This is a genomic window from Arthrobacter tecti (assembly GCF_054511355.1).
Genome location: NZ_JBTNCT010000024.1, coordinates 18,873 through 31,459 on the forward strand (window position 1 = coordinate 18,873; position 12,587 = coordinate 31,459).

The following is a 12,587-nucleotide window of genomic DNA, read 5'->3' on the forward strand; positions in this document are numbered from 1 at the left end:
CCTCTTCGCTGGTTAACGCCTCAACTTCGCTCACCGCCGCTTTTGGTGAGACCCGGCAGGAACTCCTCCGGCAGCTCCGCGACCGGAACGATCACCATGTCCTGGACCTTCCAGTCCATGTCCACGCATGCGGCGCGGGCTTTCTCGATCTTGTGCAGGGTGGCCCGCCGCCACTGTCGCGGCACCACGAAAGATTCAATATGGAACACGTGGCCCTCATCCCGGACGCGTGACCTTGCCTCCTTCACCCAGCTCAGGCTTTGGAGGTAGGCATCGATCTGCGTGCCGACGGGGTCGGGCTTGGAGTCATCGTAAACCGTCGCCCTTGTATCGGTGAGGCCACCAATCGCACCGCGCAGGTTCTTGACGCCGTCGTGCAGGATGCTGAAGGAAATCAGCAGCGCCGCCGCTGAGTCTGCCCACCACAGCCCCAGACCTATTCCGAGAACACCGACGGCGGCGGCCAGCGCCGTCATCCAGTCGGCCTTGTTCATATCGGCGTCGGCGTAGAGCACCTTGTCGTGGAGCGTACGGGCGAGCTTCATCTTCACGATGCCGAGGACCACCGGCGGTCCTGCGGTCAACAGCATCGCCAGGACCATGAGCCATCCCAGCCAGAAGGTCGATCCGAACAGCTCGATTCCGCCGATAGTTGGGTGCTCGGCAGTGACCAGACCGATCCCCGAATCGACGATGAGGTAGCCGCCCATGACCACCAGGGCGACAGCCGAGACCAGGTGCGCAACGCCTACCGCCCGGTGATAGCCGTACGGGTGCGTTTCAGAGGGTCGACGACGGATTACCCGTGTCGCCACGAGGAAAGAAATCGGCGGAAGGAACGAAAGCAGGTCCTCGATCCAGGCGGCCTTCATCGCCTGCGAGTTGCCCAGCACGAGGTACACCAGAACGGTGGACACCGCCAGGAACGCAAGGGTGATCCACTCCCACTTCACGGCTTTCCGAAGGGCCCCCTGCTGTTTCTCGGGAAGCTCGGTGTGCCCGAAGCGCGCGGTTCCCTTCTCATGCAGGTTGCTCACAACGTGACCTCCTGGGCGAGCAGGAACTGGTCCAGCTCCAGCAGGAAGGCATTCTCACCGAGCGGTACGAGCATTACGTGCTTGACCGTCTTGCCGCGTTCGTCGGTGGTTTCGGTGTACGGCCGGGTGATGCCGGCTTCCTTGGTCCACGGGGTGTCGGCGCCGAAGCCCCCGATCGCCATGTCCAGTTCACCGTGAAAGAGGTCATCCGCCAGCTCATGCTCGGCGCCGGGGACCCATTCGATCGCCGCATCGAGTGTGTCCGCGAACTCCTCGACAAGCGCGGGTTCGATGCCGCGCGGGTCCCCTGTGGGCGGCAGCTGCACCCATTCCGCATTTTCACTGACACCGACCCTGAGCGTTCCACCGCTGACCTTCTCAAGCGTCCCTTCCGGGTCCTGTGGGATGGCGGTCCCACAACCGCTCAGGGTGAGTAGAAGCAGCGCCGCGAGCGGTGCATGAACTTTCAGCATGCTTAGCAACATACTCCTCAGGCCGCGAAGTACCTGAACTGTCTACGGTTCTGTGGAGGGAATGACCTGGTAGATGGTTTCCGATACCTGCGATTTCGCGTGTTCACGAAGCCAGCGGAAGGCTCCGTAGTTTTGATCCTCGTAAACTTCGACGACGGCGCCACCACGTTCCAGGAAGATCCCTGTCTGATCGATCCGAAGGGAGTCATGCTCCGCGCCTGACTCGAATCCCAGGTTGTGGACAATAAATCCACGGAAACCGAGTCCACTCTGAGCTGGAGCGCCTGCACCCCTCTTCTGCGCATCGTCAATGAGGGACCGGAGTTCTGCAGCTTCGTCGTCGATAAGTATCCACGCCGGGTTATCCCCGCCGGACAGGACGTCAACCTCCACTGACGTGGAAGGCTCGCCGGTCTGGTCAGCGCTTTGGATGCCGCACGACGAGAGAGTGATCACCGTTAAGAGGGCGAGCGCAACGAACCTGCAGCCGAAGCGACGAATAGCGGCGACAATTCTCAAGTTACCCAACCTTTTGGAGTGAGTCAGGTCAGCGGCCCGGGAAGTTCGGCCGTTCCTTCGCCAGGAAAGCGCGGGTCCCTTCCGCCTTGTCGGCGGTAGTAAAGGCCTGACGGAAGGCGTCAGCTTCGATCTTCAGCCCGTCGCTTGTCGGCAGTCCCTGAGCTTGCCCTACAGTTTTCTTGACGAGCGCGACGGCGGCGGGAGACTGGCGCGTTACCAGCTCCAGGGTGTTCCGGGCGCCGTCGAGCAGGTCATCAACGGTCTCGAAGATGGCTGCCACCAGGCCGGCGCTGTGCGCCTCTTCCGCGGTTAGTCGGCGCCCAGTGAACAGCAGCTCCCGAGCGAGCGCCTGACCAACGTACTGGGGAAGACGCACTGAACCACCGAATCCGGGAACCAGCCCAAGACTGACTTCCGGCTGGCCGAAGGAGGCCGTAGAGGCTGCGTAGATCATGTCGCAGGCCATCGCCAGCTCGCATCCACCGCCCAGGGCAAATCCGTTCACGGCAGCAACCACCGGAACCGGCAGCTGTTCGATCGCGAGCGTCACCTGCTGCATGCGGGAGCTGTACGCGTGCGCCTCATCCGGAGTCATATCGGTCATTTCGCGGATGTCGGCGCCCGCGACGAAGGCTTTGCCCGCTCCGGTGATAATGACGCCGCGGACCGGCCACGCGCCGTCGTCGTTCCTTAGAGCCTCCGACACCGCACCGATGCAGTGCTCGAGGTCCTCGATCACTTTCGAGGAGAGGGCGTTGAGCGCATCGGGCCGGTTAACCGTGATGGTCAGGATGGAGCCGCGGGCATCAGTGAGGAGCGTGGGGTAGGCGGGAAACTGCATGGTTTGAGCGTAGCCCGAAAATGTCGGAGCGGGATGGCAGGTTTGAGGCAGGCGAATCGAAGGAGCAAACCCATGACCGATCTCATCTTCCATCCACCGTGCCAGGCGCTGGAGTTCGTTGACCTGCGGCGGGATGAGCCCGAGGATCCCGCTTGGCTCAGGGAGCGGATCGGGCACGAGGGCTTCCTTCTCCGGTTCACTCAGGCCGGCACGGAATTGCCTTCTGCGTACACGGTTGGGCTGACCGAGCTGGGGCTGCCGGAGCTGATCCTGTACGGGCAGAGCCCTGGGCACGTCCGGCATGCGTGGTCGCTGATCGAACCGGTGCTGCACAGCCTTACCCAGGCGGGGCTGAAGGTTTTTCACGGGCAGTTCGACGGGCAGACCGTTCAGGTGCGCAAGGAATCCCTGCGGAGGCTGAAGGATGCGTGCCAGGTTTACGGTGGGGAAGGGTTCAGTGCGCTGCAGGTGTACTGGATGGTGGGTGCTGATAACCATCTGCCTCAGCATTGGGAGATCCGGTTCCTTGCTTCGCAGCCGTTCCTCGGGCAGGGGACGCTGGGGGATCTGGTCCCCAAGAAAGGAGCCGCCTAGGGCAGCATTTCGGGAGGAACAAGTAGCAGCAAGCCCACTCCAGTGCCGTTGAATACAACGTGCGTGACTATCGCTGCGCCAAGCCGCCGGGTGATCACCGTAAGCACACCGCACACCAGTCCCACCACGAAGGTGCTGAGCAGGAGGTAGATGGAGGAACGGAGATCCGCCACCGCACCGGTGTGCAGAAGGCCGAAAGCAAGCGAGCTCGCCAGGACGGCAATCACCGTTGAGGTCATCAATGACCGGCGCTGGACGGCCGGTGTAACCGCCTGCCCCTTTGGCCCCGTGCGCCGCAACCACAGCGCGTTCTGCAACCCGCGCAGAACCAGGCCACGATTGAAGAGCTCCTCCAGAAAGGGAGCAATGAGCACACCGCCAAGAACGCCGTTAACGATCAGCCACACAGTGTCACCCGTGACGAACTGTTCGGCGTTGCCCTGAATCACTTCACCTTCTTCCAGCGGCCACAGCAGGGTGATGACCGCCAGAATGAACGCGAGGATGATGCGCGCTGCTACGCCTACGCCCAATCCGATGGCAAGGTCCACCCAGCGGAATCTCAACCCGAAATCACGGGTCAGTGAGCGGAACCCGTGACGTCGTGAAGCGTAGACGCTGACCCCGAGCATCGCGGTCCACGTCAACAGGAGCGAGGCAAAAACGAGGGGTGGCCCGAAGGGAAGCACCTCGACGAGCGCCAGCGTCCCCGCCAACGGCAGTACCACCACCAGCACGAGGCCGATGAGCGCCAGGCCCGCACCCCAACGCGGCGCCACAAGTCCGTCCGCCGTAACCTGTGCCGGGTTGGCGAGACGGAGAGGGTCGGAGACGGGAGGCACGGAGGCACCGGACGCAGGTACGCCGGGCTTCGGGACGGGAAAGCGGTCCATGGAAGCACCCTACCGGCCCTTCCGGGAAAGATTCTGTGGACCAGACGGTTGACGCCGGGCGCGGGGAGTCCTTTAGTGAAGGGACATCACAGCAGGGAGTGCGCATGAGTGGATTCGGATTGCCCGGGAAATTTGTGTTTGGAACGTCGACGGCGGCCGCACAGATCGAGGGCGCGGTCAATGAGGACGGGCGCGGACCGAGCATCTGGGACGAGTACGCGAGCCAGCACAAGAACATCCTGGACGCCTCGAGCCCGGCCATCGCATGCGATCATTACCACCGCTACGAAGAAGACTTCGACCTGCTCCAACGGTTGGGCACCAAGGCCTACCGCATGTCGATTGCGTGGCCGCGCATCCAGCCGACGGGACGCGGGCCGGCCAACCCGGACGGCATCGCCTTCTACCACCGGATCCTGGACGCGCTGCTGGAACGCGGCATTCAGCCGTGGGTCACCCTCTACCACTGGGATTTACCGCTAGCGCTGCAGGACGCGGGCGGGTGGCAGAACCGGGACACCATCGACGCGTTCGCCAACTACACGCGCATCATCCGTGACGAGTTCGGGAGCAAGGTTGCGGCGTGGATGACGGTCAACGAGCCGGTGGTGCACACGGGCATCGGCCACGCGATCGGCCGGGCAGCGCCCGGGCTCATGCTGTTGGGAAGCGCGTTCTCGGTGGGCCATCACCTGCTGCTGGCCCATGGCCGGGCCGTGCGGGTGCTGCGCGAGACGCTGGACGTGCCGATCGGCGTCGTCAATAACCATTCCCCCGTGGAACCGGCCAGCGATTCCGAGAAGGACCGCAACCTCGCCCTCCTCTACGACCACTACCACAACGGGCAGTTCGCGGGCCCGCTGCTGACGGGTGAGTACCCGGCTGACCTCGCGGAGATCGAGGGGATGTCCTTCGAGGTGATCCAGGACGGCGACATGGACATCATCTCCACTCCCCTGGATTTCTACGGCATCAACTACTACTTCCCCACGAAAATCGGTGCCGCGCCACCGCTGTTTCCCGTTCCATTTATGCCGCGTGACTACCCGGACGTGCCGAAGACGGATTTCGACTGGCCGGTCATTCCCAGCGGCCTCACCACCATCCTGAAGCAGCTCAAGGAGCAGTACCCCAACATCCCGCCGATCTACATCACCGAGAACGGTTGCGCCTACGACGACGGCCCGGGCGGCGACATTGAAGACACGCGCAGGATCGAGTTCCTGGAGCAGCATCTGGCGGCGATCGGGGATGCGGTTGCCGACGGCGTCGACGTTCGCGGTTACTTCCACTGGACGCTCGTGGACAACTGGGAATGGCAGGAGGGCTATACGAAGAAGTTCGGGCTGATCCGGATGGAACCGTCAACCCTCGACCGGGTTCCCCGGGCGTCGTTCCACCGGTACGCAGAGATTATCGCCCAGCATTTATCCGGAGCCGCTGCCCCGCTTGCCGTCGAAGTGTCCTGACGCTAACGACGACGACGCCCGCGGCCCTTCGCGGGTGGGCCGCCTTTCGTGGAACCCGGCTTGCGCCGCTGGTCCTTGCCCGTCTGCTTAGCCTTCTGTGTCCCTTTTGCCGGCTTCTTCTTCGGGGCATCCTGCTGAGCGGATGGCTGCCGTGAACTGCGCGCCGTCCTGCCGCGCACTATGCCGATGAACTCCTCGATCTCGTCGGTGGTGTTATCGGCAATCCAGCTGACGGCGATGGTGGTGGTCGGAGCATCGGGCACAACCCGGGCCACGACGTCGCGCCGGTTGAAGTGGCGGGCAACGGACATCGGAAGCACGACGACGCCGGCTCCCGACGCCACAATCTCCACGGCCAACCGCGCGCCTCCGCATTCCCGCACGTCGAGGAGCAACTCGTCAGCCAACTCGGGGAGCGGCACCTCGTTAAGCAGGGACAGCTCGTTCTCCTTGAATACGACCACAACCGCCAGTTCCTCGTACAACGGGATGACGCTGAGGGCATCCCGGTCGATGGGGAGACGCACGAAGGCGATGTCCACCGAACCGTCGCGGAGCGCGGCGGCCAGCCCGCCGTCGTCGTACTCGGTGGCTTCGATGGGGTGATCCGGGTTCCGCTCACGCCAGCGCCCCACCCACTTTCCCGGCGTCACACCTGGCACGAAGCCGATGTGGAGGGCGGCAGGCTGGGTCGGGGGCACGTCTTCACAGTAGCCCAGTCGGCGTTACCCTGAATGAATGACCCCCGCGAAGTCCCCACAGACCATGAAGCCGGCCACCGCCGCGAAGAAGCTCGGCGTTTACCTGCCTGCGACGCCGCAGGAGTTCCAGGACACCGACATCACGCGGGGCGATTTCAACGTGCTCCAGGAGAATCCGCCGGAGTGGCTCGCCGAGCTGCGCCGCACCGGCCCCCATCCCCGTCCGGTTGTGGCGCAGAAGTTGGGTGTCTCGATCAGCGGACTATCCCGCGGCAGCATCACTGAACCACTAACGACGGCGGAAATCACCGAGCTGCTGCAGTCCCCGCCGGAGTGGCTGGTTGCGGAGCGCGCCACCATGGCGCGCGTGCGGGCCGAGGAGATGCGCGCCAAGGAAGCCCGGCGGGCTACGCGCTAGCTGGCCACTACTGCCGGGCGGCTGAACCGCCTGCTCCTGAAAATCAGGAGAAGCGCAGGCACTACCAGCAGTATTCCTCCGGTCGTCGGCACCGTAGAGAACCACACCACAGTTCCGCCGATCGTCAGCGCAAGGGCCACCGCAATTCGTACGTGTGGCATCGCAGCTGACGAATCTATTGCGATGGCCAGCCATACGCCTACGCTGACTCCCGCGATGCCGGCGGCCGTGAAGAGTCCGGACCCGTCGGGGCTGTATCCGATGAGCTGGATGATTGTCGCCCCCGTTATGCCAGCCAGCGGCAGGAAGGACGCCGTGACCCACCGACGTCGCGACGTCCTCGCCTGACCAATCAAGGCCGTAGCACGAACCAGCGGAAGAGCCGCGAACGTTGCGGCGCCCGCTGCGATACCCATCGCCGTCGTCGCTTCTAGTCTGCCCATTTCACGGAAACCAACCCACGCACCAGCACCCCACACAGCCAGAAGAATCACAAGCGCCAACGCGCCGAGTACGCGCAGGCTCTGGAGACTTACGGGTTGTGCAACGGCATGGTGTTGCTGGTCCTGCGGCAGCGTTCCGGGTTTCGACTGCGTTCCGGGTTTCGACTGCGTTCCGGGTTTCGACCGCGTCCTGGGGAGGACCAGTACCAGCAGCACCACGAAGCTGAGAATCACGGCGTGCATCGGGTTGAACTGCAGGACGAACAGCGGGACGGCCAGGAGCAGGCCCGCGAGCGCCGCCAGAATGATGCGCTGCACCGTCGGGCGTCTACGTAACAGGGTCAGCCCAAGAAGCAGCCCCGCCGAAGCGCCGCCGGTCAGGATGCCTGCCACACCGATGGGAAGCGCGAGGTTTGCCAACGGCCCGGCTTGGCGGCCGGCGTCGGCGGCGTCCATCCCTGCCGAGAAACCGGCTCCGAACAGCTGAACTGACACCGCGCTGAGGGCTACCAACCCAACGAAAATCCACGGCAGCGCCCGCGTGTTCGAGGAGCGGGACAGAATCACCGCCACCGCTGCCGCGATGAGCACCGGCGGCAGCACGAGGATGAAACGTTCGCCGGCTACCGGGGATCCGAAGATGTACATGGCATAGCCCAAGGCCGAAATCACGCATGCCGCAGCAACAGGGATGATCGGTGGGTTACGCATCAACCCAGTTCATCAGGCGTTTGCTCGTCGAGCATCAGCCCGGGGGTGGAGAAACCCCGCCTACGCCGGGTTCAGTGTGGCTTGTAGACGTCGGAGCGGTGCTCGATGCGGTGAACGTACAAAACATGGTCGTCGACATCGAGCGTGAATAGCACCCGGTAGTCCCCACGGCGCGCGCTGTGAAAGCCCAGCACTTCGTTGGTCAGGGGTTTGCTGAGCCGCTGAGGATTTTCGGCTAGAGCGCCGATGACGAATTCGACGATCGCGGTTGCTGCTTTCTCAGGCAGACGACGGAACCCTTTCAATGCGGGGCCGGTGATTTCCACCCTCCATGAAGGTTGTCCTGAAGTCACCTCGGCGGCAGCCTGAATTCACGGCGGATGTCATCACCGCTAACCGTATTGCCTTCCTGAATGTCCCGCTTGGATTGCTCCAAATCTTCGCGGATACCTAGCTGTGAGAGCCAGTGGATTGTCTCCTGGAGCGATTCCAGATCATCAGCGGACATGAGCACAGCGGCTGGATGCCCATGACGGGTGATCTGAATGATCTCGTGCGTCTTGTCCGCCTCTTCGACAAGAGCGGAAAGTTTATCCTTTGCTTCGCTAAGGGGCACAGTTTTCATATGCTCCATTTAGCCCGGATTCAGGCCTATGGATAGCCTGGCTTTTAGCCTATGGTTACGCCGGATTCAGCGGTTCAATCAGCAGCGGGCTGTCTTCACGGACCGGCCTTACCTCGTGGAACTGCAGCCGCTCCGCCACCGGAGTAGCCGCGGCAACCGCCTCATCGGCAAGCTCCTGGGTGCCCTTGGTCCGCGGGTTCAGCCACTCATTCCAGAAATCCCTCGGCAGGGTCACCGGCGTGCGATCGTGGATTTCTGCCACTCCCCCGACCGCTTCCCGCGTCAGGATGGTGGAGGACAAAACCCACCGTTCGGGGTGGTCATTCGGTAGTTCCCGGTTGCGCCACCACGCATAAAGTCCCGCGAACACCACCGGTTCACCGGGCAAATGGATGTAGAACGGGATCTTGGTTTTCCCTTCGGTGCGCCACTCGTAGTAGCCGCTGGCCGGGATCAGCGCGCGCCGACCCTCGAGCGAAGGCTTGAACGTGGGCTTGCTCCCCACGGTTTCTGCCCGGGCGTTGAAGGTGGGCGCTTTTGTCTTGAGTTCTTTGGAGAACGACGGCGTGAGCCACCATCGCGCTGCTTCCATGCGGCGGGTGGCGTGGTCGTCTTTCAGCGATTCGAGGATCACGCGAACCGGGTCGGTTGGACTGATGTTCCAAGAGGGTTTCGGCAGGTCGTCAGCCACCGTATCGACGTCGAAAAGATCCACCAGATCCTTATTCGAACCTGCCACTACAAAGCGTCCGCACATGTGGACAAACTACTCCGTGTTCTGCTCAGAAACCTAGGATTGACCCATGTACTCGATCAAGAGCAACTTTCCGCAAACGCCGCCTTCTGGCAAGACCGGACTCGTTCAATGACGCGACTGGTGATGCTGGGAGGAGCGCCGGGGATAGGGAAATCAGCTGTCGCCCGCGCTCTGCTTCAACAGGCAACCGACGGTTCAAAACTGGTGCAGTGGGTTGATGTCGACAGTTTATGGCTGCACCAACCGTGGCGGGTGGATGACCAGATGAGAACGATGGTCCAGGAAAATCTCCGGGCAGTCTTCGCACATTCCGTTGCAGCCAAAATCGATGTCTTGATAGTGACCTGGGTGTTCCAGAGTTCCGATTTTCACACCCTGGTCGCTTCCCTTGCTCCCAAAGGAGTGGAAGTTGTGTCGGTCCAGCTTCGGGCACAGCCTGAGAACTGGCGTACGCGATTCACTCAGGATCTGAATCGCCCGCAAATCAACGAGTTCTTCGAAGCACGATATGAGTCGGCGCAATCAACTCCGGCGGATAAGACGATAGATACGGACTACTTGAACCCCACTGAGGTGGCGCAACTGGTCGCCATCTCAGTGGATCTGTGACTGGAGGTTCTGTTCAAAGAGTGCCTTCAGGGAAAGCCGGCTTGGCCCTCCTTTTGGGGCAGAACAACCCCTCCTCCACAGCCGCCAATAGCCGATTGACTTAATCGAACATGAGTTCGAATATTAAGTGTGAGTTCAACAGCAGCCGTCCCTCTTGAGTCGTCCGCGGGTCAACACCCGCCGCGCGCCGATCGGGTGCTGTCTGCCGTGGACCATAAAACCCGGCTCAAGGCGGAACTGCAGTCCAAAATCAACTCCATGCAGAGCAGCCGGCTCTCATCGAGGCGGTTGCCTACCGTTCCCGTGTTGGCAGGAATCCTTCCGGGCGGCGGACTGCAGGCGGGGGCAGCCTATTCGGTCAGTAACTCCACCACACTGGCAATGGCTCTGTTGGCGGGGCCGTCGGGCGCCGGCGCCTGGTGCAGCGTAGTTGGCATGCCCGCCTTCAGCGTGGAAGCTGCAGCAGGTTTCGGTATAGCGCTGGACAAACTGGTGCTGGTACCGCAGCCCGGAGATCAGTGGCTCACCGTCACCGCTGCAATGGTGGATGTGGTGTCAATCATCCTCACCCGTGCACCCGAACACGTCACGCCGTCGGACGCGTCCCGTCTCATGGCACGCCTGCGGCAGCGGGGTGCCGCCTTGGTAACCATGGGGCCCTGGCCCCAAAGCGAAGCCACACTCAGCGTGACCGGAAGCAACTGGCAAGGTTTGGGTTCGGGAACGGGACACCTTCGAAGCCGTCGGATGAGAATCACGGCGCATGCTTCCACAGGACGCTCCCGCACCGCGGATTTGTGGCTTCCGGACCTTCAACACGGACCGTGGACGGAACCTGTCGGCACAGTGCCGGTAAAACCAGTGCAGCAGGAGTTCTTTTCCGAAACGGCCCATGCGTCATGAGGTCCCGGACGGCAACCCCAACAACTACCCGCACCATGGTGCTCTGGTGCCCTGACTGGCCTATTACTGCGGCACTGCGTGAACACAATCTCCCCGCTGAGCACCCGGTGGCGCTGATAGAGAAGGGCGAAGTGTTTGCCTGTTCGCCCTCTGCGCGGGAGCAGGGCGTCAAGCGGGGGCTGCGTGTCCGGGAAGCCCAGGCCCGGTGCACCACCCTCGCCGTCCTTCCCTATGATCCGGCCCTCGATGCGAGAGCCTTCGAACCCGTCATTGCCGCATTGGAAAAGATTATGCCCGGGGTGCAGTTGGTGCGTCCCGGCCTGTGTGCCCTGCACGCCAAAGGGCCGGCCCGCTACTACGGGAGTGAGGACCACGCCGCAGCTGTCCTTCTGAAAGCGCTAGCGGCAATCGGTCTCACCGCCGCCCGGATCGGGGTGGCAGACAGCCCCTTTGCTGCTGAGCACGCAGCGAGGGCAACCCAGTTCCTGGAAGATTCCGGCGCTGACCCTGTATGGATCATTCCGCCCGGGGAGTCGGCCGCGTTCCTGTCCAGCTTTCCGTTGGAGGTTTTGGAGGAGCCAACCCTTGCAGTGCTGCTGCGACGCCTCGGAATCCGCACACTGGGCGATTTCGCAACGCTCACCCGAGCCGACGTGCGCAACAGGTTCGGGATAGAAGGTGCCGTTGCCCATCTCAAGGCAAGCGGGGTTGACCACCACAGCGTGGTGGAAAGAAAACCGCCTGCCGAGCTCGACGTCGTCGTGCACTGTGAACCTCCGCTCACACGCATTGATGAGCTGACCTTCACCCTGCGACTGTCAGCCGAAAGGTTCGTGGACCGGCTGCGGGACGCGGGACTGGTGTGTACTTCCCTGGTGGTCCGGTTGCAGTCGGAATCGGGGGAGGAGTCGGAGCGGCGCTGGCAGCATCCCCGCTGGTTCGACGCCGAGGACGCACTGGATCGCGTGCGCTGGCAACTGCAGGGCAGCGGGAATATTGAACACGGACTGAGTTCGGGGATCAGCAGGGTTCAGATAGTGCCGGACACGGTGGAGGATCTCAGCGACCACGCAGACGGGCTGTGGGGCACCGGGCCGGACGCAAACATTCATCACGGCCTTGCCCGGGTCCAGAGCATGCTGGGTCACGGTGCAGTGCTGACCGCCATGGTGGCGGGTGGACGCATGCTCACGGACAGGCGGGTCTACATTCCCTGGGGTGATCCGCCTATCAAAGCGGTGGCCAAAAGCCGTGAACTCCCGTGGCCAGGCAACCTTCCAGGCCCTGTTCCAGCCACGGTCTTCGACGAACCCCGTCCCGTCCTCGTGTTGGATCATGCAGGAAACAACGTGGATGTTAATGAACGGGGGCTACTGACAGCGGTCCCTGCCCTGCTTTCGTCTCCCCCTTCAACCCGGATGAGAGTCTCTTCCTGGGCCGGGCCGTGGCCAATCACCGAACGGTGGTGGGACTCCTCCGGCCGAACCCTCAACCGCTTCCAGATGGTGGATGAATCCGGGACCGCCTGGTTGCTTCTCCTTGAAGACCACCGCTGGTGGGCGGAGGCCAGTTATGACTGAAGGTCGGAGACCCT

Annotated in this window: 16 protein-coding genes; 6 read left to right on the forward strand and 10 right to left on the reverse strand. The window is 62.8% G+C overall.

Translation table 11 applies throughout. From position 1 onward, the window contains the following. Positions 1-20: 20 nt before the first annotated feature. From ACX80C_RS17940 to ACX80C_RS17955, 4 genes are read right to left on the reverse strand one after another with little or no spacing between them, the layout of a single operon-like run. On the reverse strand, positions 21-1,037 hold the full coding sequence (locus tag ACX80C_RS17940; protein ID WP_459327823.1) for a cation diffusion facilitator family transporter: 1,017 nt from the start codon (positions 1,035-1,037) through the stop codon (positions 21-23). Further along, positions 1,034-1,510 (reverse strand): transporter substrate-binding domain-containing protein, encoded by a 477-nt coding sequence (locus tag ACX80C_RS17945; protein WP_459327824.1) that lies wholly within the window; start codon positions 1,508-1,510, stop codon positions 1,034-1,036. The genes ACX80C_RS17940 and ACX80C_RS17945 overlap by 4 nt, the downstream gene beginning before the upstream one ends. Before the next feature lie 42 nt (positions 1,511-1,552). Continuing rightward, positions 1,553-2,029 (reverse strand): M15 family metallopeptidase domain-containing protein, encoded by a 477-nt coding sequence (locus tag ACX80C_RS17950; RefSeq protein ID WP_459327825.1) that lies wholly within the window; start codon positions 2,027-2,029, stop codon positions 1,553-1,555. Between the two features lie 28 nt (positions 2,030-2,057). Next, a complete protein-coding gene (locus tag ACX80C_RS17955) occupies positions 2,058-2,870 on the reverse strand; it encodes an enoyl-CoA hydratase/isomerase family protein (RefSeq protein ID WP_459327826.1) in 813 nt (270 codons plus the stop codon). A gap of 72 nt (positions 2,871-2,942) precedes the next feature. Here ACX80C_RS17955 and ACX80C_RS17960 point away from each other — a divergent pair, with 72 nt between their 5' ends. After that, positions 2,943-3,464 (forward strand): DUF4262 domain-containing protein, encoded by a 522-nt coding sequence (locus tag ACX80C_RS17960; protein WP_459327827.1) that lies wholly within the window; start codon positions 2,943-2,945, stop codon positions 3,462-3,464. Here ACX80C_RS17960 and ACX80C_RS17965 read toward each other — a convergent pair. Further along, entirely contained in the window at positions 3,461-4,357 is an 897-nt protein-coding gene (locus tag ACX80C_RS17965) for a CPBP family intramembrane glutamic endopeptidase (RefSeq protein ID WP_459327828.1), read from the reverse strand. The two genes, ACX80C_RS17960 and ACX80C_RS17965, sit on opposite strands and share 4 nt — an antisense overlap. A gap of 104 nt (positions 4,358-4,461) precedes the next feature. Between ACX80C_RS17965 and ACX80C_RS17970 the strand changes: the two genes are divergently transcribed. After that, positions 4,462-5,826 (forward strand): GH1 family beta-glucosidase, encoded by a 1,365-nt coding sequence (locus tag ACX80C_RS17970; protein WP_459327829.1) that lies wholly within the window; start codon positions 4,462-4,464, stop codon positions 5,824-5,826. 2 nt (positions 5,827-5,828) lie between these two features. Here ACX80C_RS17970 and ACX80C_RS17975 read toward each other — a convergent pair whose 3' ends face one another. Beyond that, positions 5,829-6,527, reverse strand: coding sequence for a LysR substrate-binding domain-containing protein (locus ACX80C_RS17975; protein ID WP_459327830.1), 699 nt, complete (start codon positions 6,525-6,527; stop codon positions 5,829-5,831). Between the two features lie 37 nt (positions 6,528-6,564). Here ACX80C_RS17975 and ACX80C_RS17980 point away from each other — a divergent pair, with 37 nt between their 5' ends. Beyond that, positions 6,565-6,945, forward strand: a complete 381-nt coding sequence (locus ACX80C_RS17980) for a DUF5997 family protein (protein ID WP_459327831.1) — start codon at positions 6,565-6,567, stop codon at positions 6,943-6,945. On the opposite strand, the gene ACX80C_RS17985 is transcribed toward ACX80C_RS17980, so the two are convergent. From ACX80C_RS17985 to ACX80C_RS18000, 4 genes are all read right to left on the reverse strand, one after another. Then, positions 6,942-8,099 (reverse strand): hypothetical protein, encoded by a 1,158-nt coding sequence (locus ACX80C_RS17985; protein ID WP_459327832.1) that lies wholly within the window; start codon positions 8,097-8,099, stop codon positions 6,942-6,944. The two genes, ACX80C_RS17980 and ACX80C_RS17985, sit on opposite strands and share 4 nt — an antisense overlap. 71 nt (positions 8,100-8,170) lie before the next feature. Next, positions 8,171-8,425 (reverse strand): type II toxin-antitoxin system RelE family toxin, encoded by a 255-nt coding sequence (locus ACX80C_RS17990; RefSeq protein ID WP_459327833.1) that lies wholly within the window; start codon positions 8,423-8,425, stop codon positions 8,171-8,173. A 23-nt stretch (positions 8,426-8,448) separates the two neighbouring features. After that, positions 8,449-8,724: a type II toxin-antitoxin system Phd/YefM family antitoxin gene (locus ACX80C_RS17995; RefSeq protein WP_459327834.1), complete on the reverse strand. Its 276-nt coding sequence runs from the start codon at positions 8,722-8,724 to the stop codon at positions 8,449-8,451. A gap of 55 nt (positions 8,725-8,779) precedes the next feature. Further along, the gene (locus ACX80C_RS18000; RefSeq protein WP_459327835.1) at positions 8,780-9,481 is read right to left on the reverse strand and encodes an SOS response-associated peptidase; all 702 of its coding nucleotides are present in this window, start codon (positions 9,479-9,481) and stop codon (positions 8,780-8,782) included. 39 nt (positions 9,482-9,520) lie between these two features. Between ACX80C_RS18000 and ACX80C_RS18005 the strand changes: the two genes are divergently transcribed. The 3 genes from ACX80C_RS18005 (at position 9,521) to ACX80C_RS18015 (ending at position 12,573) form a co-directional block, all read left to right on the forward strand. Further along, positions 9,521-10,090, forward strand: coding sequence for a DEAD/DEAH box helicase family protein (locus ACX80C_RS18005; protein WP_459327836.1), 570 nt, complete (start codon positions 9,521-9,523; stop codon positions 10,088-10,090). 129 nt (positions 10,091-10,219) lie between these two features. Continuing rightward, positions 10,220-10,993, forward strand: a complete 774-nt coding sequence (locus ACX80C_RS18010) for a hypothetical protein (protein ID WP_459327837.1) — start codon at positions 10,220-10,222, stop codon at positions 10,991-10,993. Beyond that, positions 10,990-12,573 carry a DNA polymerase Y family protein gene (locus ACX80C_RS18015; RefSeq protein ID WP_459327838.1) on the forward strand — a complete coding sequence of 528 codons (1,584 nt, stop codon included), beginning with the start codon at positions 10,990-10,992 and terminating at the stop codon, positions 12,571-12,573. The genes ACX80C_RS18010 and ACX80C_RS18015 overlap by 4 nt, the downstream gene beginning before the upstream one ends. Positions 12,574-12,587 lie beyond the last annotated feature (14 nt).

Excerpts from the sequence above, each read along its gene's own strand:
- ACX80C_RS17945 (WP_459327824.1), bottom strand. The coding sequence starts at position 1,510 with ATGCTGAAAGTTCATGCACCGCTCGCGGCGCTGCTTCTACTCACCCTG.
- ACX80C_RS17955 (WP_459327826.1), bottom strand. The coding sequence starts at position 2,870 with ATGCAGTTTCCCGCCTACCCCACGCTCCTCACTGATGCCCGCGGCTCC.
- ACX80C_RS17960 (WP_459327827.1), top strand. The coding sequence starts at position 2,943 with ATGACCGATCTCATCTTCCATCCACCGTGCCAGGCGCTGGAGTTCGTT.
- ACX80C_RS17965 (WP_459327828.1), bottom strand. The coding sequence starts at position 4,357 with ATGGACCGCTTTCCCGTCCCGAAGCCCGGCGTACCTGCGTCCGGTGCC.
- ACX80C_RS17970 (WP_459327829.1), top strand. The coding sequence starts at position 4,462 with ATGAGTGGATTCGGATTGCCCGGGAAATTTGTGTTTGGAACGTCGACG.
- ACX80C_RS17980 (WP_459327831.1), top strand. The coding sequence starts at position 6,565 with ATGACCCCCGCGAAGTCCCCACAGACCATGAAGCCGGCCACCGCCGCG.
- ACX80C_RS17985 (WP_459327832.1), bottom strand. The coding sequence starts at position 8,099 with ATGCGTAACCCACCGATCATCCCTGTTGCTGCGGCATGCGTGATTTCG.
- ACX80C_RS17995 (WP_459327834.1), bottom strand. The coding sequence starts at position 8,724 with ATGAAAACTGTGCCCCTTAGCGAAGCAAAGGATAAACTTTCCGCTCTT.
- ACX80C_RS18000 (WP_459327835.1), bottom strand. The coding sequence starts at position 9,481 with ATGTGCGGACGCTTTGTAGTGGCAGGTTCGAATAAGGATCTGGTGGAT.
- ACX80C_RS18015 (WP_459327838.1), top strand. The coding sequence starts at position 10,990 with ATGAGGTCCCGGACGGCAACCCCAACAACTACCCGCACCATGGTGCTC.